Origin of the sequence: Streptomyces coeruleoprunus (genome assembly GCF_039542925.1) — a bacterium.
GTDB lineage: Bacteria > Actinomycetota > Actinomycetes > Streptomycetales > Streptomycetaceae > Streptomyces > Streptomyces coeruleoprunus.
Window position 1 is genome coordinate 5824595 of record NZ_BAABIT010000001.1, and the last position, 20384, is coordinate 5844978.

21 protein-coding genes and 1 riboswitch are annotated in these 20384 nt (G+C 74.6%); of the genes, 11 read left to right on the forward strand and 10 right to left on the reverse strand.

The genetic code is table 11. From position 1 onward, the window contains the following. Positions 1–17 precede the first annotated feature (17 nt). The 9 genes from cobC to ABEB09_RS26090 form a co-directional block, all read right to left on the reverse strand. Positions 18–1124, reverse strand: coding sequence for an Rv2231c family histidinol phosphate aminotransferase CobC (gene cobC / locus ABEB09_RS26050; protein ID WP_345692342.1), 1107 nt, complete (start codon positions 1122–1124; stop codon positions 18–20). Between the two features lie 114 nt (positions 1125–1238). Beyond that, entirely contained in the window at positions 1239–1700 is a 462-nt protein-coding gene (locus ABEB09_RS26055) for a cobalamin biosynthesis protein (RefSeq protein ID WP_380840055.1), read from the reverse strand. Next, positions 1697–3052, reverse strand: a complete 1356-nt coding sequence (locus ABEB09_RS26060) for a cobyrinic acid a,c-diamide synthase CobB (protein ID WP_345692343.1) — start codon at positions 3050–3052, stop codon at positions 1697–1699. The genes ABEB09_RS26055 and ABEB09_RS26060 overlap by 4 nt, the downstream gene beginning before the upstream one ends. Next, the gene (cobO, locus tag ABEB09_RS26065) at positions 3046–3654 is read right to left on the reverse strand and encodes a cob(I)yrinic acid a,c-diamide adenosyltransferase (RefSeq protein ID WP_345692344.1); all 609 of its coding nucleotides are present in this window, start codon (positions 3652–3654) and stop codon (positions 3046–3048) included. Before cobO ends, ABEB09_RS26060 begins: the two co-directional genes overlap by 7 nt. Continuing rightward, a complete protein-coding gene (locus ABEB09_RS26070) occupies positions 3654–5678 on the reverse strand; it encodes a putative cobaltochelatase (protein ID WP_345692345.1) in 2025 nt (674 codons plus the stop codon). Before ABEB09_RS26070 ends, cobO begins: the two co-directional genes overlap by 1 nt. Continuing rightward, positions 5675–7195: a cobyric acid synthase gene (locus ABEB09_RS26075; RefSeq protein WP_345692346.1), complete on the reverse strand. Its 1521-nt coding sequence runs from the start codon at positions 7193–7195 to the stop codon at positions 5675–5677. Before ABEB09_RS26075 ends, ABEB09_RS26070 begins: the two co-directional genes overlap by 4 nt. Further along, complete coding sequence (locus tag ABEB09_RS26080) at positions 7192–8142, reverse strand: cobalamin biosynthesis protein (RefSeq protein ID WP_345692347.1); 951 nt, start codon at positions 8140–8142, stop codon at positions 7192–7194. The genes ABEB09_RS26075 and ABEB09_RS26080 overlap by 4 nt, the downstream gene beginning before the upstream one ends. Positions 8143–8273: 131 nt before the next feature. Continuing rightward, positions 8274–8353, reverse strand: a riboswitch (cobalamin riboswitch). Between the two features lie 161 nt (positions 8354–8514). Continuing rightward, positions 8515–8736 carry a hypothetical protein gene (locus ABEB09_RS26085; RefSeq protein ID WP_345692348.1) on the reverse strand — a complete coding sequence of 74 codons (222 nt, stop codon included), beginning with the start codon at positions 8734–8736 and terminating at the stop codon, positions 8515–8517. Positions 8737–8748: 12 nt separating this feature from the next. Beyond that, entirely contained in the window at positions 8749–10035 is a 1287-nt protein-coding gene (locus ABEB09_RS26090; protein ID WP_345692349.1) for an inorganic phosphate transporter, read from the reverse strand. A 202-nt stretch (positions 10036–10237) separates the two neighbouring features. Here ABEB09_RS26090 and ABEB09_RS26095 point away from each other — a divergent pair, with 202 nt between their 5' ends. From ABEB09_RS26095 to amaP, 11 genes are all read left to right on the forward strand, one after another. Beyond that, a complete protein-coding gene (locus tag ABEB09_RS26095) occupies positions 10238–10888 on the forward strand; it encodes a class II aldolase/adducin family protein (RefSeq protein ID WP_345692350.1) in 651 nt (216 codons plus the stop codon). Between the two features lie 243 nt (positions 10889–11131). Beyond that, a complete protein-coding gene (locus ABEB09_RS26100; protein ID WP_345692351.1) occupies positions 11132–12259 on the forward strand; it encodes an alpha/beta hydrolase in 1128 nt (375 codons plus the stop codon). 76 nt (positions 12260–12335) lie between these two features. Then, entirely contained in the window at positions 12336–13790 is a 1455-nt protein-coding gene (locus ABEB09_RS26105; RefSeq protein ID WP_380840050.1) for a hypothetical protein, read from the forward strand. Between the two features lie 432 nt (positions 13791–14222). Next, positions 14223–15821, forward strand: a complete 1599-nt coding sequence (locus tag ABEB09_RS26115; RefSeq protein ID WP_345692353.1) for an ABC-F family ATP-binding cassette domain-containing protein — start codon at positions 14223–14225, stop codon at positions 15819–15821. Positions 15822–16121: 300 nt separating this feature from the next. Continuing rightward, positions 16122–16343, forward strand: a complete 222-nt coding sequence (locus ABEB09_RS26120) for a helix-turn-helix domain-containing protein (protein WP_345692354.1) — start codon at positions 16122–16124, stop codon at positions 16341–16343. 153 nt (positions 16344–16496) lie between these two features. Beyond that, entirely contained in the window at positions 16497–17297 is an 801-nt protein-coding gene (locus tag ABEB09_RS26125; RefSeq protein WP_345692355.1) for an enoyl-CoA hydratase/isomerase family protein, read from the forward strand. Positions 17298–17425: 128 nt separating this feature from the next. Further along, positions 17426–17860: an Asp23/Gls24 family envelope stress response protein gene (locus tag ABEB09_RS26130; protein WP_345692356.1), complete on the forward strand. Its 435-nt coding sequence runs from the start codon at positions 17426–17428 to the stop codon at positions 17858–17860. 27 nt (positions 17861–17887) lie between these two features. Further along, positions 17888–18079 carry a hypothetical protein gene (locus ABEB09_RS26135; protein WP_345692357.1) on the forward strand — a complete coding sequence of 64 codons (192 nt, stop codon included), beginning with the start codon at positions 17888–17890 and terminating at the stop codon, positions 18077–18079. Positions 18080–18085: 6 nt separating this feature from the next. Then, positions 18086–18439, forward strand: a complete 354-nt coding sequence (locus ABEB09_RS26140; RefSeq protein ID WP_345692358.1) for an Asp23/Gls24 family envelope stress response protein — start codon at positions 18086–18088, stop codon at positions 18437–18439. Continuing rightward, entirely contained in the window at positions 18436–19035 is a 600-nt protein-coding gene (locus tag ABEB09_RS26145) for a DUF6286 domain-containing protein (protein ID WP_345692359.1), read from the forward strand. Before ABEB09_RS26140 ends, ABEB09_RS26145 begins: the two co-directional genes overlap by 4 nt. Then, the gene (gene amaP, locus ABEB09_RS26150; protein WP_345692360.1) at positions 19032–19592 is read left to right on the forward strand and encodes an alkaline shock response membrane anchor protein AmaP; all 561 of its coding nucleotides are present in this window, start codon (positions 19032–19034) and stop codon (positions 19590–19592) included. Before ABEB09_RS26145 ends, amaP begins: the two co-directional genes overlap by 4 nt. A 34-nt stretch (positions 19593–19626) precedes the next feature. Here the strand turns inward: amaP and ABEB09_RS26155 are convergent, their stop codons facing one another. Then, the gene (locus ABEB09_RS26155) at positions 19627–20382 is read right to left on the reverse strand and encodes an SDR family oxidoreductase (RefSeq protein WP_345692361.1); all 756 of its coding nucleotides are present in this window, start codon (positions 20380–20382) and stop codon (positions 19627–19629) included. Positions 20383–20384: the final 2 nt, after the last annotated feature.

Below are 20384 nucleotides of genomic sequence, written 5' to 3' on the forward strand. Positions count from 1 at the left end.
CCACGGGGCGGGCCCCGTCACGCCTCCCGCGACGAGTGCCGGACGCAGTCCGCCATGACCAGCGCCTGGTCCAGCGCCTGCAGGAAGCGGTTCGTCGTCGCCCGGTCCCGCACGGCGAGCCGCAGCCACTGCGGCCCCAGCCCGGGGAACGTGTCCCCGCGCCGCGCCGCGAACCCCAGGTCCCGCAGCCGTTCCCGTACGACGTCCGCGCCCTCGATACGGACCAGCACGAACGGCCCCTCGGCCGCCGTCACCGCCCGCACCTCGTCGAACTCCGCGAGCCCCGCCAGCAGATGCGCACGCTCCACCGCCACCTGCCGGGCCGCGTCCTCCGCCTCCGCCAGCGCCGCCCGCGTCATACACGCCTCGGCCGCCACCAGCGCCGGCGTCGACACCGGCCACAACGGCTGCACCCGCTCCAGCGCGGCCACCGTCTCCGGGTGCGCCAGCACGTAGCCGATCCGCAGCCCCGCCAGGCCCCAGGTCTTCGTCAGGCTCCGCAGCACCACCAGACCCGGCACGTCCGTCCGGCCCGCCAGCGCCTCCCGCTCACCGGGCACCGCGTCCATGAACGCCTCGTCCACCACCAGCGTCCGCCCCGGCCGCGCCAGCCGGGCGATCGTCTCCGCCGGGTGCAGCACCGACGTCGGGTTCGTCGGATTGCCGACCACGACCAGGTCCGCGTCCTCCGGGACCAGCGCCGGGTCCAGCCGGAACCCGTCCTCCTCGCGCAGCAGCACCCGCCGCACCTCGTGCCCCACGTCCCGCAGCGCCGCCTCGGGCTCCGTGAACTGAGGGTGCACCACGACCGGCCGCCGCACCGGCAGCGCCCGCGCGAGCAGCACGAACGCCTCCGCCGCGCCCGCCGTGAGCAGCACGTGCCCGGACGGCAGCCCGTGCCGCTCGGCGACGGCGGCCCTCGCGGCCCGCCCGTCGGGGTAGGCGGCCAGCCCGGTCAGGGAGTCCGCTATGCGCTCCCGCAGCCAGTCCGGAGGGGTGTTGGCCCGGACGTTGACCGCGAGATCGGTCAGTTTCTCGTCCCTGACCTCGGCATCACCGTGGTGCCGCAGGTCGTGCTGGGACGGGAAGGGAATCTGTCTGTCGGAGTCAGTATGGGTATGCATGGCCGCCGTGGGGTGAGTGACAGTGGGGGGTGGGGACAGTGGGCCGACAGCTCCGGCGGCCCACCGTCAGCGCTCCATGACAAGCTCGGGGATCAACAGGATGACGCTCGGGGATCAGCGCGGCGTCCGTAACTCGAACACCGCGTCCCCACGGGTGTACCCCCGGCCCCCGACCGGCAACCGCGCGGGCCGGCGCGCCACCGCGCACGTCACTCGCGCCGCGGCGCCCCCGTCCGGCCCGGTACGCGCCTTCTGTTTCGGTACGAGGAGTTCGCCCCCGCCCGCCAGCGCGGCGGCCTCCGCCACCGACGGCGTCCCCGCCGCCGCGAGCACCGCCGCCGACGGATGCGGGACGGGCACCCGCGCCAACTCCCCCGCCGTGCAAGCCCGCAGAGGCACCCCGAGGCGCGCCGCCGCCGCGACGACACCCGGCTCCCCGGCCTTGGAGTCGACGGTCACCAGCTCGGCGACCTCGTCGAGGGGCAGCCCCGCCTCCCGCAGCACGGCCTCGACCAGCCCGTACACCGCCTCGGCGGACACCCCCCGCCCCGCGCCGACCCCCACCACGAGCGTCATGGCCGGCAGGACTCCACGAACCGGCGTGCCGTCTCCGGCACCGCCGCCCAGTGCGTGTGCACATAGCTGGCGTGCACCCCGCCCTGTACGAAGCCCTCCACGCGCCGCTCCGGCTGCCGCAGCCCCCACGCCGGCGCCGGACCGGCACCCGGCTCCAGCACCGTGCGGTGGAACTCGTGCCCGCGCAGCCGCGTCCCGGCCGCCGCCACCGGACTGTCCGTCACCGCGACCGCGTCCCGGTACCCCAGCGTCAGCCGCTCCGACATCCGCGCGTCGGCGTCCAGCACCCCGCACATCGGCTTCCCGTCCAGCGACCGCGCCAGGTACAGCAGCCCCGCACACTCCGCCGCGACGGGCGCACCCGACCGCGCCAGCTCCGCCACCGCGCCCCGCAACGCCTCGTTCGCGGACAACTCGGGCGCGTACACCTCGGGAAACCCGCCCCCGATCACCAACCCCCGCGTCCCGTCCGGCAACTTCTCGTCCCGCAACGGATCGAACGCCACGACCTCGGCCCCGGCAGCACTCAGCAACTCCGCGTGCTCGGCATACGAGAACGTGAACGCGGCACCCCCGGCGACGGCGACGACCGGACGGGCGAGGCCGTCGGCACCGCGCGGCGACAACGCCGCCTCCGCCGACCACGCCGACGCCCCCAGCGCCGGCGCGCTCCGCGCCAACGCCAGCAGCGCGTCCAGGTCGCACCCCTCCCGCACCTGCGCCGCCTGCGCCCGCACCGCCTCCACCGCGTCGCCCCGCCGCTCCGCCACCGGCACCAGCCCCAGGTGCCGCGACGGCGTCGCCACGGCGGGCGCCCGCCGCAGCACACCCAGCACGGGCACCCCCGACTCGCCCAGCGCCTCCCGCAGCAGGTGCTCGTGCCGGTCGGTGGCGACCTTGTTGAGGATCACCCCGCCGATCCGCACCTCCGGGTCCCACGACGCGAAGCCGTGCACCAGCGCCGCCACCGACCGCGACTGCGACGAGGCGTCCACCACCAGCACCACCGGCGCCTTCAGCAGCTTCGCCACCTGCGCGGTGGACGCCAGTTCGCCCTGGTCGGCGGCACCGTCGTACAGCCCCATCACACCCTCGACGACCGCCAGGTCGCAGCCCCGCGCACCGTGCGCGAACAGCGGCGCGACCAGCTCCGTACCGCACATGAACGCGTCGAGGTTCCGGCCCGGCCGGCCGGTGGCGAGCGCGTGGTAGCCCGGGTCGATGTAGTCGGGGCCGACCTTGTGCGGCGACACGGCCAGACCGCGCTCGGCGAACGCGGCCATCAGCCCGGTCGCGACCGTGGTCTTGCCCGCGCCCGACGACGGTGCGGCGATGACGAGACGTGCTACCACTCGATGCCCCGCTGGCCCTTCTGACCGGCGTCCATCGGGTGCTTGACCTTGGACATGTCGGTGACGAGGTCGGCGAAGTCCACCAGTTCCTGCGGCGCGTTGCGACCGGTGATCACGACGTGCTGCTGCCCGGGGCGGTCACGGAGCACCTCGACGACCTCGGCCGTGTCCACCCACCCCCAGTGCAGCAGGTACGCGAACTCGTCCAGCACGTAGAACCGGTACGTCTCGGCCGCCAGGTCCCGCTTGACCTGCTCCCAGCCCTGCCGGGCCTTCTCCTCGTGCGACGGCTCACCGTCCTTGGGATCGCGCTGGATCCACGACCAGCCCTCGCCCATCTTGTTCCAGACGACGGTCCCGCCCTTGCCGGTCTCGCCGAGGGCCTTCAGCGCGTTCTCCTCGCCGACCTTCCACTTGGCGGACTTGACGAACTGGAACACCCCGACGGGCCAGCCCTGGTTCCAGGCGCGCAGCGCCATCCCGAAGGCGGCCGTCGACTTCCCCTTGCCGATACCGGTGTGCACCATCACCAGCGGACGGTTGCGGCGCTGGCGGGTGGTGAGCCCGTCGTCCGGTACGACGGTCGGCTGTCCCTGCGGCATTATGCGGCCCTCCTCGTTGCTCGAACATCCTTGACAAGACCGGCGATCGCGTCCGCCCGCAACTCGTCCAGCGTCACGGCGGTCCCGCCCAGCTGCCCGGCCAGCTCGGCGGCGAGACCCAGCCGCACCGGGCCCGCCTCGCAGTCGACCACGACCGACGCCGTGCCCTCGGCGGCGTGCAGGCCCGCGGCCCGCGCGGCCAGCCTCAGCGGCTCCGGACCACCCGTCGCGCGGCCGTCCGTCACGACCACCAGCAGCGGACGCCGCGCCGGATCCCGCAGCCGCTCCACGCGCAGCACGTCGTGCGCCTTCAACAGGCCCGCCGACAGCGGCGTGCGGCCCCCGGTCGGCAACCGCTCCAGCCGCGCCGCCGCTGCGTCCACGGACGAGGTGGGCGGCAGCACCACCTCCGCGCCCCGGCCCCGGAACGTCACCAGGCCCACCTTGTCCCGCCGCTGGTACGCGTCCAGCAGCAGCGACAGCACGGCGCCCTTCACGGCGCCCATCCGCTGCCGGGCCGCCATCGACCCGGACGCGTCCACCACGAACAGCACCAGGTTCCCCTCGCGCCCCTCCCGCACCGCCTGGCGCAGGTCGTCACGGCGCACGACGAGCCCCGGGCCCGAGCGGCCCCGCGCCCGCTGGTGCGGCGCCGCGGCCTGCACGGTCGCCGCCAGGTGCAGCTTCGTCAGGGCACCCTGCGGGCGGCGCGCCCCGGTGGTCCGGCCGTGCTCGGTACGCGCCCGGGAGCGGCGCCCGGCGGCGCCCTCGCCGAGACCCGGGACGGTCAGCACCTTCGTACGGAACGGCTCGGCCGCGCCGACGGGCGCCTGCTCCCGGGCCGGGCCCGCACCGGGGGAGGGGGCCGCCTCCGGCTGCTCGCCGGCCGGTTCCGTACCGGCGCCCTGTGCGTCCGGCCCCTGCGACTGCGGCGGAATGCCGCCGCCACCGCCGCCACCACCGCCGTCGGGGCCCGGGTCCGGGTCGGGCTCCGGCTCGTCGTCCCCGCCGAACTCCTCCAGCGTCCGGTCCAGTTTGTCCTCGTCGAGCCCCGGCGCGTCGAAGGGATTGCGCCGCCGCCGGTGCGGCAGCGCGAGCAGCGCCGCCTGCCGTACGTCGTCGACGGTGACCTCCGTGCGCCCGGCCCACGCGGCCAGCGCGGTCGCCGTACGGGCCATCACGATGTCGGCGCGCATGCCGTCCACCTCGAACGCCGCACACGTCGCGGCGATCTGGCGCAGCGCGTCGTCGCCCAGCACCACCTGCGGCAGCAGCGCACGCGCGGCGACGATCCGCTCCCGCAGCGCCGCCTCCTCGTCCGCCCAGCGCGCCGCGAAGGCCGCCGGGTCGCCGTCGTACGCCAGCCTGCGCCGTACGACCTCGACCCGCTGGTCGGGCTCCCGCGAGGCAGCGACCTCGACGGTGAGCCCGAACCGGTCGAGCAGCTGAGGCCGCAGCTCACCCTCCTCGGGGTTCATGGTCCCGACGAGGAGAAAGCGCGCGGCATGCCGCACGGAGACGCCTTCGCGTTCCACGTACGAGGCACCCATGGCGGCGGCGTCCAGCAGCAGGTCGACCAAGTGGTCGTGCAACAGGTTGACCTCGTCGACGTACAGCACACCGCGGTGCGCGTCGGCGAGCAGACCAGGCTCGAACGCCTTCACGCCGTCGGCGAGCGCCCGCTCGATGTCAAGCGCGCCGACCAGCCGGTCCTCGGAGGCGCCGACGGGCAGCTCGACCATACGGGTGGGCCGGGCCACGCCGACGGCGCCGGGTGTGTGCGGCCCGTCCGGGCAGCCCGGATCGGGGGAGCCCGGCGCACAGGCGAACCGGCAGCCTTCCACGACGTCGACGTCCGGCATCAGCGCGGCGAGCGCGCGCACGGCCGTCGACTTGGCGGTGCCCTTCTCACCGCGGACGAGGACGCCGCCGACCGCAGGGCTGATGGCGTTGAGGAGCAGCGCCAGCCGCAGGTCGTCCATGCCGACGACCGCAGTGAACGGGTAGTGGGGCGCATGGCTCATGCGGGGGCTCCAGGTGCTCCGGGTGCGATGAAGGGAAGTCCAGAGGGCGCGCCCGACTCGATCAGCTTGAGCAGCGCGTCCGTGTCCGCGTGTTCCTCGACGAGGTCGCCGAGCCGGTCCAGCTGCTCCTCGCGCAGCGCCCCGAACGACGTGTCGGGCGCCGGGACGAAGCGCCGCCCCGCGGCCGCGGCCACCTCCCGCAGGAACGCCCGCCGGAAGCCGTCGCTCTCCAGCGAGCCGTGCCAGTGCGTGCCCCACACGGCACCCACGCGGCACCCGTCCAGGAAGGGTTCACCACCGCGCACGTCGGCGACGCCGTGGTGGATCTCGTAGCCCTCCACCCGCTCGCCCAGCGCCTCGCCGGCCGGCCGCGCGAGGGTCTTCTCCGGCGCGAACCGCACCCGCACGGGCAGCAGTCCCAGCCCGTCGACGTGCCCGGCCCGGGACTCCACGTCGTCCTCGATGTGCTCGCCCAGCACCTGGAAGCCGCCGCAGATGCCCAACACCGGCCGGCCATCGGCGGCGCGCCGCAGCAGAGCGTCGGCCAGGCCCCGCTCCCGCAGCCACGCCAGCGCCTTCACCGTGCCGCGCGTACCGGGCACCACCACGAGGTCGGCGTCCACCAGCTCCTCGGGGCGGTCCACGAAACGGACCACCACCCCCGGCTCGGCCGCGAGCGCGTCCACGTCCGTGAAGTTCGACATCAGCGGTACGGCGCACACGGCGACCCGCAGCACGTCCTCGCCGACCGGCGGCGCGACCACGGACTCGCGGACGGCGCCGCGCAGCGACACCCGGAGCCCGTCCTCCTCGTCGATACCGAGCCCGTGGGCGTACGGCAGCACACCGAACGTCCGCCGCCCGGTGAGGTCGTACAGCATGTCGAGGCCGGGCTCCAGCAGCGTCACGTCGCCCCGGAACTTGTTCACGAGGTAGCCCGCGACCAGCGCCTGGTCCTCCGGCGCCAGCAGCGCCGTCGTGCCGAAGAACTGCGCGAAGACCCCGCCCCGGTCGATGTCGCCGACCACGACGACCGGGAACCGCGCGGCCCGCGCGATGCCCATGTTGACGATGTCGTTGCGCCGCAGGTTGATCTCGGCGGGGCTGCCGGCGCCCTCGCAGATCACCGCGTCGTGCGTGGCGCGCAGCTCCTCCAGGCACTCCACGACCGTGCCGAGCAGCGCCTGCTGCCGCCCGCCGTGGTAGCCGCGGGCGCTCAGCTCGCCGACCGGCTTGCCCATCAGCACGACCTGGCTGGACCGGTCGCTGCCGGGCTTCAGCAGCACCGGGTTCATCAGCGCGGTCGGCTCGACCCGGGCGGCCTGCGCCTGCATGGCCTGCGCCCGCCCGATCTCGGCGCCCTCCCGGGTCACGAAGGAGTTGAGGGACATGTTCTGCCCCTTGAACGGCGCGACCTTCACGCCCTGCCGGACCAGCCAGCGGCAGATGCCGGCCGTCACGACACTCTTGCCCGCGTCGGAGGTCGTCCCCGCGACGAGCAGCCCCCCACCCCTCATGAACCCCTCCGCTTCATCGCCCCGTACAGGAGCCTTCCGCCCGCGCAGGCCGCCAGGGCGAGTCCCGTCACCCGGCGCGACAGCCGCACGGCCCGTTCGATGTCCGCCACCTCGACGGCCCGCCCCTCTCCGTTCAGGACCGGCCGGTGCTCGACCCGCCCCCCGTACGAGAGGGTGCCCCCGAGCCGTACGCCCAAGGCCCCCGCGAACGACGCCTCGACCGGCCCCGCGTTGGGGCTGGGGTGCTTGCGGGCGTCCGCCCGCCAGGCCCGTACGGCCCCGCGCCGGTCACCGCCCGCGAGGACCGCCAGGGCGGCCGTCAGCCGGGCACCCGGCCAGCCCGCCACGTCGTCGAGCCGCGCGGACGCCCAGCCGAACCTGCGGTGGCGCGGCGACTTGTGGCCGACCATCGCGTCCAGCGTGTTCACGGCGCGGAACGCCACGAGCCCGGGAACGCCGCCGACCGCGCCCCACACCAGGGCGCCCACCACCGCGTCGGACGTGTTCTCGGCGACGGACTCCACGACGGCCCGCGCGATACCGGGCCCGTCCAGGGACTGCGGGTCGCGCCCGCACAGGTGCGGCAGCCGCTCGCGGGCCGTCTCGACGTCCCCGGCGGCCAGGGCGCCGCCGATGGCGCGGGCCTCCCGCCCCAGGGACGTACCGCCCACGACGGCCCACACGGTGGCCGCGGTCAGCGCGACGGACGCGGCGCCCCGGCCGCGTACGGCACGTGCGGTGAGCGCCGCCGTCGCGGCCGCGCCCCCGGCGCACACCGCGGTGTGCAGGGCGCCCCAGCCGCGGTGGTCGCGCCACAACACGCCCTCCACGGCGTTCGCGGCCCGCCCGAACGCGGCGACCGGATGGCCCCGGCGCGGGTCGCCGAGCAGCAGGTCGCCCAGCAGCCCGGCGGCGGCGCCGTACGCGAAGATTCGATCACTGCGCATCGGCTCAGCAGACCGATACGCGGGGGCAGCCGTTCGTGCGGGGGGTTCTCGGCAAGGGGGAGACGCAGCCGGGCATGGCGCAATGTCCTCACTCAGGGTCCGCGCCCTGGCTCGACGTGACCGGCGGCGAGAGTTCCTGGCTCCCGGGTCCGCGGGGTGCGCGGGGCCCGGTGACAGTGGCGGGACCGCGCCGGATTCGCACCGGCTTCCTCTCCTGCCGCCGTAACTGGCCCCGGAAGTCCACCACGCCCCGCGAAGGCCCGTCAACTCACCCTTGACCTGCGGCGGGACAGTGTGCCGAGGCCCACAGACAGCGGCCGGGCCGGCCGTACCGAAGGGGTACGACCGGCCCGGCCGGTGATGTTCGGGCCGTCAGGCCACGATCAGATAGATCCCGTACACGATGGCCGCCGCGCACAGCGCGAAGCAGGCGTACGCGCCGGTGCGGGCCAGGACGGCGGAGCCCCCCTGCTGCGCGGCCCGCTCCTGCTTGGAGAGGCCGACCAGGCCGAGGGTGAACAGGCTGACGAGCGCGACGGTGGTCACGAGGCCCACGCCGAAGACGGAGCCGAGAGCTGCCCAGTCGATGTCCATGGCGATCTTTCCTTACACCGTGGCCGTGGGCGCCGGGTCCGACGCCGCGGCGGCCGCGGGGGTCACGGCCGTGGCCGGGATGGTGGTCTTGAGGTCGGTGGTGGCGTCGGCCGTGGCGGCCACGACGCCGGCGGGCGGCGGGGTGACCGCGGCGATGGCGGTGGTGACGACACCGGCGGGCTCGGCGTCGGCGGCCTCGTCCACGTCGTTGACGTTGGTGTGGTCGACGACCTGGCGGCGCGAGATGAACCAGATCGCGGCGGAGGAGGCGACGAGGAAGGTCGCGACGGCGGCGACACCCCAGTCGCCCTGGCGGGCGACGAACTCGGCGAGCGCGGCGACCAGGCCGGCGGCCGGCAGGGTCAGGCCCCAGGCGACGAACATCCGGGTGGCGGTGGACCAGCGGACCACGCCGCCCTTGCGGCCGAGGCCGGCGCCCATCACGGAACCGGAGCAGACGTGCGTGGTGGAGAGCGAGAAGCCCAGGTGCGAGGAGGCCAGGATGACGGTCGCCGCACCGGTCTGGGCGGCGAAGCCCTGCTGCGGCTGGAGGTCGGTCAGGCCCTTGCCCATGGTGCGGATGATGCGCCAGCCGCCCAGGTAGGTGCCGAGGGCGATGGCCAGACCGGCGGAGACGATGACCCAGACCGGCGGGTTGGAGCCGGGGGCGAGGGCGCCGCCGGCGACCAGGGCGAGGGTGATGATGCCCATCGTCTTCTGGGCGTCGTTGGTGCCGTGGGCGAGGGAGACCAGGCCCGCGGAGGCGATCTGGCCGGCCCTGTAGCCCTTGCGGCCGGTCTTCTCGTCGATACCGGCGCCGATCTTGTACGTGGCCCGGGCCGCGACCATGGAGGCCACACCGGCGACCACCGGGGCGGCGACGGCCGGGATCAGGACCTTGGTCAGGACGACGCCGCCGTTGACGCCGCTGACGCCGATGGAGGCGACGGTCGCGCCGATCAGGCCGCCCATGAGGGCGTGCGAGGAACTGGACGGCAGTCCGACGAGCCAGGTGACGAGGTTCCAGAGGATGGCGCCGACGAGCGCCGCGAGGATCACCTCGGGTTGGATGCCCGTCTCGTCGACGAGCCCCTTGGAGATCGTCTTGGCGACCTCCACGGAGAGGAACGCGCCCACCAGGTTCAGCACGGCGGACATGGCCACCGCCGCCTTGGGCCTCATCGCGCCGGTCGAGATGGTCGTCGCCATCGCGTTGGCGGTGTCATGGAAACCGTTTGTGAAATCGAACACGAGAGCTGTCACGACCACAATGGCGAGCAGCAGCGTGATGTGTTCCATTTACCCAGGCAATCGTTCGACGTCAGTAGCGCGCCGACCGTAGGCAACCTGGGTGAACGGAAGGTGAACTCGGGCGGGCGTCACGGTGTCTCCAACCGGGTGCGGCCGGTTCCGGTTACGCCCTGCCCCGCAATTCCGGGCCCATCGAACATCCGAAGAGATTCCGGTCACTTCCGCCGCCCACGCCTGACATGATCGGCGCATGACACAGGATGCGATCGGACGCGCGTGGGACGCGCTGGTGGCCACCGCCCGCCGGACGGTGACGGACGGGCTCGTCGTCGGCACCTCGGGGAACGTCTCGGTACGCGTCGGTGACCTGGTGCTCGTCACCCCGAGCGGTGTGCCCTACGACCGGCTGACGCCCGCCGACGTGATCGCCGTGGACCTGGACGGCGAGCAGGTGCGCGGATCCCTCGCCCCCACCAGCGAGCTGCCCATGCACCTCGCGATCTACCGCGCGACCGACGCCGGCGCCGTCGTCCACACCCACGCCGTGCACGCCACGGCGGTCTCCACCCTGGTCGACGAGCTTCCGCCCATCCACTACATGACCGGCGCCCTGGGCGGCCCCGTCCGCGTCGCCCCGTACGCCCTGTACGGCACCCATGAGCTCGCCGCGTACATGATGGCCGCCCTGACCGACCGCACCGCCTGCCTCCTGCGCAACCACGGCACGGTCGCCCACGGCGACACCCTGGACCGCGCCTACGACCGGACGGCCCAGCTGGAGTGGATGTGCCGCGTCTGGCTCACCGCCCACATGATCCCGGGCCGCACCCCCACGCTCCTCACCCCCGCGGAACTCTCCAGGGCGACGACCAAACTCCAGGGCTACGGGCAGCCGTCCTGACCCCAGGGGCTGAATTCGGCCCCTCCGGCGTTTGAGGATCGGGGGGATCGGGGGGCGGAGCCCCCCGATCCGTGAAGGGGCGGGGCAGGGGAAGGATTCCGCCGGACAAGGCAAGGCCCGGCGCGCCGCGGCCACAGGGGGCCGGCCCGGTGCCCGCGGCCGTCGCCGGGCATCTCCGCAGCCGCGTCACCCGTCGGCTCCCGCCCGCTGGCACCCCCGTGCCGGGATGCCGACACTGGAACGGTGCGCCCGGCTACAGCGACGGCAGCGGCCGTCACCACCTTCCTCGGTCTCGGCGCCGCCGCGGTGGCGGCCGGCCGCTACGCCAGCGACGCGGCCCTCAAGCCCCTGCCCGGCCGCCCCCTGCCGGGCGACCCCCGGCTGACCGTCCACGCGACCGGCCCCGGACGGGTCATCCTCACGCGCGGGTTCGCCTCGCTCCGCCCCGGCGTCTACGGCCTGGAGGGCCCCGGCGTCCACGCGATCGTCGGCCCCGTCCTGGACGACGTCCCGCACTCCCCGGACACCGTCGTACGCCGCCTGGAACGTGTCCACCACGGCAGCCTCGACACCGGTACCCGCGTCCGCCTCACCCCCCAGCTCTACAGCGGCACCCCCTCCTCCGCCCTCGGTATCGCGTACGAGGACGTGGAGGTCCCCGGCGAGCTCGGCTCCCTCCCGGCCTGGTACGTCCCGGCCGCGCGCGGCACCTGGGTGATCACGGTCCACGGCCTGGGCACCACCCGGCAGCACCCGCTCAACCTGATGGGTTTCCTGACCCGCCGCCGGCTCCCGGTGCTCGACATCTCCTACCGCGGCGACCCCGGCGCACCCCGCCCCACCGACGGCCTCGGCCACCTCGGCGACTCCGAATGGCGCGACCTGGACGCCGCCGTCCGCCACGCCGTCCGGCACGGCGCGCACCGCGTCGTCCTGTACGGCTGGTCCACCGGCGGCGCCATGGCCCTGCACGCCGCCGCGCACTGCGCGCTGCGCGACCGCATCGCCGGCCTCGTCCTCGACTCGCCGATCCTCGACTGGGAGGCCACCGTGCGGGCCCTGGCCTCCGCCCGCCGCATCCCGTCCGCCGTGCTGCCGCTCGCCGTCCGCGCCGCCCAGGGCAGGACCGGACTGCACGGCGACCGCCTCACCGAAGCCGCCGACCCCGACGCCCTGCGCGTACCGACCCTCGTGTTCCACGGCCCCGACGACGCCCTCGCCCCGTGGAGCCTCTCGCGGGAGCTGGCCGCCCGGCGGCCCGGACTCGTCACGCTGCACACCGTGCGGAACGCCCCGCACGCCGCCATGTGGAACGCCGACCCGGACCGCTACGAAGAGGCCCTGCGCCGCTTCCTCACCCCTCTCTCCTGACCCCACCGGGCACCCGCCGCCCGAACGAACCGCATTCCGTTTGGGCTTTCGGCCCGTCAGCGGGAAGACTGCCCCCGTGACGTCTCGAAAGCCTGATGAGCAACTGGCGCGCAACTCCAGACTCCGACTCGTCCCTCCGCGGCCGCTGGCAACGGCCCGACGGGCGGTGACCACCCGGCGGACCCGCCCGGCGCCCCGTCCGCCGGAGGGCACCCCGCCCCGGGCGGAGCTGGCCCGTCAGGCCCGGCGTGTCCTCGCCGATGCCGTGCGCGTCGCCCGCTGGGCCGCCGTCGACCGCGGCCCCGTCACCGCACCGGTCCCGGCGTCCGCCCAGGAACGGGCCGCCGCCGCCCTCGAACTGACGCCGTCCCAGGTGCGCGCCGCCTGGGACCGCGCCCGCCTGGCCGGGCTCGTCGAACTCCACGGCGACACCGTGCGCCCGGGCTGGCGGCTGCGCGCCTGGGACCGCGACGACTCGGCCGCGCTGCGCGGCTGGGTCGCCCTCCTCGACGCCTGGTCGCTCGCCCACCCGGCACCGGCCGACGCCGAACCCGCCGCGGTCGCCGAGGTCGTGGAAGCCGTCCCCCAGGTGCTCTCCCTCCTCCAGCTCTCGGCCGGTCCCGTGCACGTACCGGCCCTGCTCGACCTGCTCCGGCAGCGGGTCGCCGAACTCCGCGAGGAGCGCTGCGAGGTGCCCTACGGCGGCGACCCGGCCACAGGCGCGACCGAGGCACCGCCGGCCCCCGCCGCACCCGCCCTCGCCCTGCAGGCCGTGGCCGGTGCCGAGGCCGGTGTCGACGCCGGTGCCGAGGTGCTGGCCCGGCTGCTCGACTGGGCCCTGGAGGGCCTGGCCGCCGTCGGCGCCCTCACCCTCGGCGACGGGCACGCGACCCTCACCCCGCTCGGCAACTGGGCGGTCTGGGTCAAGCTGGAGCAGATCTGCGTCGCCGCGCAGAGCCCCGCCGGCCACATGGAGCAGTCCGCCGAGGACATGCTGCGCGGCTGCGCCCGCCTCACCCCCGGCCCGGCCCGCGCCGAGTACCGCGCCTGGCTCGCCGCGCGCCCCGTGGGCAGCGCCGTCACCGAGCTGCTCACCGTCGCCCGCGGCGACGACGCCCTGCTGCGCGGCCTCGCGTTCGAGGCCCTGCGCGTGGTGGGCGCCGCCGCCGAGGCGGAGGTGCGGGCCGCGGCCGACGAGGTGGCGCTGCGCCCGTACGCCCTCCTCTGGCTCGCCGAGCACGAGGGCGCCGACCCCGACGACGCCCCCGACGCGCTCACCCGCGAGGAGGCCACCTGGCTCTGGGTCGACACCGCGGCGGCCGTCGCCGACCACGGTGAGAGCCAGCTGCTCGTCCGCCACCTCGAATCCGCCGTGCAGGGCACCGTCCCGGCGCTCCTGGAAGAGGTACGGACGGTGGGCCACCCCCGCACCGTCCAGGTCCTCGTCGCCCTGGCCGCCGCCCACCCGGACCCGGCGCTGGCCAAGGCGGTCCGCCGCGCCGCCTTCCAAGTGCACACCGGCGGGGCCTGACCGGACCGGCTACCCGCCCGCGCCGGGGGCATACGTCCCGAAGCCCCGGACGTTGCCCTCGGCGCACCGCCCGCTCGTGGTGGGCGTCCGGGTCGTCCACGACCACGGAGACGCCCACCGGGCCGGCTCAGGCCATGGTCTTGGCGAACACCCCCTCGCCGCCCTTCGCGCCGAGCATCACCGCGCCGTTGGATGTGACGTGGATCTCACTCGGACCTCGGTCTCCGGCACCCGCCACTGGCAACGCCTGGCCCACCGACCCCCGCCGCGCCGCCCGCCGTCCACCCTTTCGCCGACCACGCCGCGCGCAGAAAAGCAGTTGCATCCGCCCGTTAGACTGAGCCGTATGGCCATTCTCCCTGTGCATTAGACGGCGTCGAAGCCCCGCACTCTGCCGTCCTTCCGCCGTCCACACCGCCCTGGAGTCTGTCCGTGATCACCGCTTCCGGCATCGAGCTGCGCGCCGGCGCCCGCGTTCTCATCGAGTCCGCTTCCTTCCGTATCGCCAAGGGCGACCGCATCGGGCTCGTCGGCCGCAACGGCGCCGGCAAGACCACGCTCACCAAGTGCCTCGCGGGCGAGGGCATCCCCGCCGCCGGCACCATCACCCGCTCCGGCCAGGTCGGCTACCTGCCGCAGGACCCGCGCACCGGTGACCTCGACGTCCTGGCCCGCGACCGCATCCTGTCCGCCCGCGGGCTCGACGTCCTCCTGCGCAGGATGCGGCAGAACGAGGACCGCATCGCCAACGGCCAGGGCAGCACGCGCGAGAAGGCCCTCAAGCAGTACGAGCGCCAGGAGACCGAGTTCCTGACCAAGGGCGGGTACGCCGCCGAGGCCGAGGCGTCCACCATCGCCGCCGCGCTGGGCCTGCCCGACCGGGTGCTCGGCCAGCCGCTGCACACGCTCTCCGGTGGTCAGCGCCGCCGTATCGAGCTGGCCCGGATCCTGTTCTCGGACGCCGACACGCTGCTCCTGGACGAGCCGACCAACCACCTTGACGCGGACTCGATCACCTGGCTGCGCGACTACCTCAAGACGTACCGTGGCGGCTTCGTGGTCATCTCCCACGACGTCGACCTGGTCGAGACGGTCGTCAACAAGGTCTTCTACCTGGACGCCAACCGCTCCGTGATCGACATCTACAACATGGGCTGGAAGCTCTACCAGCGCCAGCGCGAGGACGACGAGAAGCGCCGCAAGCGCGAGCGGCAGAACGCCGAGAAGAAGGCCGCTGCCCTGAACGCCCAGGCCGACAAGATGCGCGCCAAGGCCACCAAGACCGTCGCCGCGCAGAACATGGCCCGGCGCGCCGAGAAGCTCCTCGCGGGTCTCGACGAGGTGCGCATGAGCGACAAGGTCGCCAAGCTGCGCTTCCCGGAGCCGGCGCCCTGCGGCAAGACGCCGCTGACCGCCGAGGGCCTGTCCAAGTCGTACGGGTCGCTGGAGATCTTCACGGACGTCGACCTGGCGATCGACAAGGGCTCCCGCGTCGTCATCCTCGGCCTCAACGGTGCCGGCAAGACGACGCTGCTGCGCCTGCTGGCCGGCGTGGAGAAGCCGGACACCGGCAGCGTGACCCCGGGCCACGGCCTCAAGCTCGGCTACTACGCCCAGGAGCACGAGACGCTCGACCCGGACCGCACGGTCCTGGAGAACATGCGGTCCGCCGCGCCCGACCTCGACCTGGTCGAGGTCCGCAAGGTGCTGGGCTCCTTCCTCTTCTCCGGCGACGACGTCGACAAGCCGGCCGGTGTGCTCTCCGGTGGGGAGAAGACCCGCCTGGCCCTGGCCACCCTGGTCGTCTCCTCGGCGAACGTGCTGCTGCTCGACGAGCCGACGAACAACCTCGACCCGGCCAGCCGCGAGGAGATCCTGGGCGCGCTGCGCACCTACAAGGGCGCGGTCGTCCTGGTCACCCACGACGAGGGCGCCGTCGACGCGCTCCAGCCGGAGCGGATCATCCTGCTGCCGGACGGTGTCGAGGACCTGTGGGGCGCGGACTACGCGGATCTCGTCGCGCTCGCCTGATCATCTCCGTATGGATCATTCGGCTTAGTGGTGATCCTTCATCTGAGTGAGCGCTTCTCATATCGCGGCGTGGCACTCGGCGGAATTTCCGGCACCGGGGCCGCGCCGGGCCCTTCCGGTTCGGGCGGCGCTGACCTGGTACTTCGCGGACGGGCCGGCGTCACGTCCGGGATTTCGGCCGGGCCGCGGCCCGCGCGGCGCCGAAACCTTGTGGCACGGACCTTGTCGAATGGCTGGCCATGAGGCCCCCGAGGGGTGATCATGAGAAGTCCAGAGCGCACTTCCCATGAGGAGGCACGGGTGGCCGAGACTCTGAAGAAGGGCAGCCGGGTGACCGGCGCCGCGCGCGAAAAGCTCGCGGCAGACCTGAAGAAGAAGTACGACGCCGGTGTGAGCATCCGGGCGCTGGCCGAGGAGACGGGCCGGTCCTACGGATTCGTCCACCGGATGCTCACCGAGTCCGGAGTCGTGTTGCGTGGACGCGGCGGAGCAACGCGAGGCAAGAAGGCCACTTCGGTCTGACGCCTGAGCGCGGCTCGTCCGGCCCGCTGGTTCCGACAGGGACCACCCGGTCGATCCCGTGGTCGACCGGGTGGTTACTGTGCAGTAATTTGTCAGGCGGCTGACTGGTCAGCCGTCCGACACAGCTGCCTGCACCGGATCCGGAGGCGCCGCATGACCTCGCTCGAACCCGATCTCGTAGTCCTCGACAAGGACGGTGTGCGACTCACCGTCGAGGATGCCGTCGCCACGGTGACGCTCACCAATCCGGCGAAGCGCAACGCGCAGTCGCCCGCTCTGTGGCGGGCGCTGACGGAGGCCGGACGGGCGCTGCCCGGCAGCGTGCGGGTGGTCGTGCTCCGTGGTGAGGGCAAGTCCTTCTCCGCCGGACTCGACCGGCAGGCCTTCACGCCCGAGGGCTTCGACGGCGAGCCGTCGTTCCTCGACATGGCGCGCGGCTCCGACGCGGACCTCGACGCCGTCATCGCCGAGTACCAGGAGGCGTTCACCTGGTGGCGCCGCAACGACCTCGTGTCGATCGCTGCCGTCCAGGGGCACGCCATCGGGGCCGGCTTCCAGCTCGCCCTCGCCTGCGACCTGCGGGTCGTCGCGCAGGACGTGCAGTTCGCCATGCGCGAGACCAGCCTGGGCCTCGTCCCCGACCTGACCGGTACGCAGCCCCTCGTCGCGGCCGTCGGCTACGCCCGTGCGCTGGAGATCTGCGCGACGGGCCGGTTCGTGCACGCCGAGGAGGCCGAGCGCATCGGCCTGGCCAATCTGGTCGTCCCCGGCGACGAGCTGGACGGCGCCGTACGCGATCTCGCCGCCGCGCTGCTGGCCGCACCGCGCGACGCCGTCGTGGAGACCAAGGCGCTGCTGCGCGGTGCCCTCGACCGTACGTACGAGGAGCAGCGCGTCGCCGAGCGGGCCGCGCAGGCACGCCGGCTGCGCGATCTCGCCGGCCTCGCGGACTGACCGCGACCCACCGCACTGTGCGCCCCCGGGGCCCCGGCACGCTCGCCGGAGCCCCGGGGGCGTTCGTGCGTGCCCGCACTTAGGGTGGGCAGCGGAGTCCAAACCCCTACAGAAGGGATGGAACCGCCATGACGGACACGGCAGGGCCGGTGACACCCGGACCCGGAGGCGACCCGGAGACCCGGGGCCGTACGACCATCGCGGACGGGGTGGTGGAGAAGATCGCCGCCCTCGCGGCCCGCGATGTCCTCGGTGTCCATGCCCTCGGCAGCGGTTCCGCCCGGCTCGGCGCCGTCCGCGACCGGGTCCCCGGCAGCCGGCCCAGCATCAGCCGTGGTGTGAAGGCCGAGGTGGGGGAGGTGCAGACGGCCATCGACATGGAGATCGTCATCGACTACGGCGTCTCCATCGCCGACGTGGCCCGCGCCGTGCGCCTGAACGTCGTCTCCGCCGTGGAACGCATGACCGGCCTGGAGGTCGTCGAGGTCAACATCGCCGTCACCGATGTGAAGCTGCCCGAGGACCAGGACGAGGACGAGGAACCGGAGCCACGGCTCCGGTAGCCGCGGGCCGGGGAGAGGAGCGCGACGATGAACATGGCGCCGGTCGGCCTCCTGGCCGGGATGGCCCTCGGCTTCGCCGGGTACTTCGGTGGCTTCGCGGCGTTCTTGCTGGTCGCGGCCCTGGGAGCGATCGGGTTCGTGGTCGGCAGGTTCGCCGACGGCGACCTGGAACCCGGCGATCTGCTGCGCGGGCGCAGCCGCGACGACCGGCGGCGGTGACGGGCGATGACGTCCGCGGACCGCATCGACCCGGCCGAGCGCGGGGCGACGACCATCGCCGACCGCGTCCTTGCCAAGATCGCCTCCCGGGCCGCCCGCGAGGCGCTGCCCCACGCGCCTGAGGCCGCCCGGCCGCCCGACGCCACCGTCGTCGTGCACCACGACAGCGCCCGCTTCCAGATCACCCTCGAACTGGGCTACCCCTCCGACATCGGCGGCCAGTGCGCGGCCGTCCGCCGCCGGGTCGCCCACCGCGTCAAGGAGCTCGCCGACCTCGACGTACCGGAGGTCGCCGTCCACGTCGAGCGGCTGCACCCCACGTATGTGGCCCACGAACCGTCCCGGGGGAGGGTCCGGTGACCACGCCCGATGACGCGCCCGAGGAGGCCGCCCCGCCCGTCGGCCACCCCGCGCGGGAGCACCGTTTCCGGGCGGACCGCCGGGTCCCCGCCGCGCTGGTCGCGCTCGCTGTGGCGGCCGCGGCGGGCCTGCTCCTGTACGACATCGCCTCGGTACGGGCGGGCCGCCCCGCCATGCGCTGGCGGCGGGTCCTCGCCGACGAACTCGCGACCCGGCCGCTCGACGACCCGTGGATGTCGGCCGGCGCCGGGGTCGCGGCGGCGCTCGGCGTGTGGCTGCTGGTCCTGGCGGTCACGCCCGGGCTGCGCGGCCTGCTGCCGATGCGGCACGGGGCGGCGCCCGTCCGCGCCGCCCTCGCCCGCGACGCCGTGGCGCTCGTTCTGCGGGACCGTGCCCTCGACGTGCCGGGGGTGCGGTCGGTGCGGGTCCGGGCCGGGCGGTCCAGGGCCGCCGTACGGGCCGTGTCGCACTTCCGGGACCTCGACGACGTACGGGACGACCTGGAGGCCGCGCTGCGGGGCGGGATCCAGGACCTGGGCCTGGCCCGGCCGCCGGCCCTGTCCGTGCGGGTCACCCGGCCCGGCCGGAAGGGGTGAGCACCGTGCTGCGGGGCGTCAACCGGATCCTCATCGGCCTGACCGGGCTGCTGCTCGTCGGCGTGGGCGGCAGCGTGCTCGTCGCCGGGCTGTGGACCGACCCGGACGCCGTGCTGCTGGCCGACTCGACGCGCGAGCGGTGGCGCGACCAGGGCTGGTGGTGGCCCGTCGTACTGGGCGCGCTCACCGTCCTGCTGCTCCTCGCCCTCGCCTGGCTGGCGGCCCAGCTGCGGCGCCCCCGCCAGGCCGAGGTGCTGATCGACACCTACGACGGGGACGGCGCCACCCTGCGCGGCCGGGCCCTGGAGGCCGCCGTGGAGGCCGGGACGCGGACCCTGGAGGGGGTCGCCCGCGCCCATGTGCGGGTGACGGGCAGCCGCACCGCCCCGACCCTGCGGCTCGACCTGCTGCTGGAGCCCCAGGCCTCGCCGCAGGAGACGCTGGCCGGGCTCGTCGACGGGCCCCTCGCACATGCCCGCGAGTCCACCGGCCTGCCCGAACTGCCCGCCGAGGTCCGGCTGCGGGCGACCGGACACGGCCCCCGCCGCGTGCTCTGACGGGAGGACCCGCCGGGGACCTCGGGGCAGGCGGTCAGAAGCCGTGTCGCGCGCCGCCGTCGACGGGCAGCATCACACCCGTCAGGTACGACGCGGCCGGCGACAGCAGGAACGCCGCCGTCGCCCCGAACTCCTCCGGCGTGCCGTACCGGCGCAGCGGGATCCGTGCCTCGTTCGCCGCCCGCGCCGCCGCCGCGTCGCCCGACAGGGCGTCCAGCTCGCGCACCCGGTCCGTGTCGATCCGGGCCGGCAGCAGGCCCACCACGCGGATGCCGCGCGGGCCCAGCTCGTCGGCCAGGGACTTGGCGAACCCGGCGAGCCCGGGGCGCAGGCCGTTGGAGATGGTCAGGCCCGGGATCGGCTCGTGCACCGAGCCGGACAGCACGAAGCCGATGACGCCGCCCTCGGTCAGCGTGGCCGCCGCGGCCCGCGCCAGCCGTACGGCGCCGAGGAACACCGACTCGAAGGCCGCCCGCCACTGCTCGTCCGTGTTGTCCGCCACATAGCCCGGCGCCGGCCCGCCCACGCTGATCAGCACGCCGTCGAGGCGGCCGAAGCGGGACCGGGCCTCGCCGATCAGCCGGTCGGGCGCCGCCGGGTCGGCGTTGTCCACCGCCACGCCCACCGCGCCCGGTCCCAGTGCCTCGGCGGCCTCGGCGACGGCCTTCTCGTCACGCGACGAGACGACGACCTTCGCGCCGTCCGCCACCAGGGCCCGGGCCGACGCGTGGCCCAGCCCGCGCGAGCCACCCGTGACGACGTACACACGGTCCTTCAGTCCAAGATCCATGG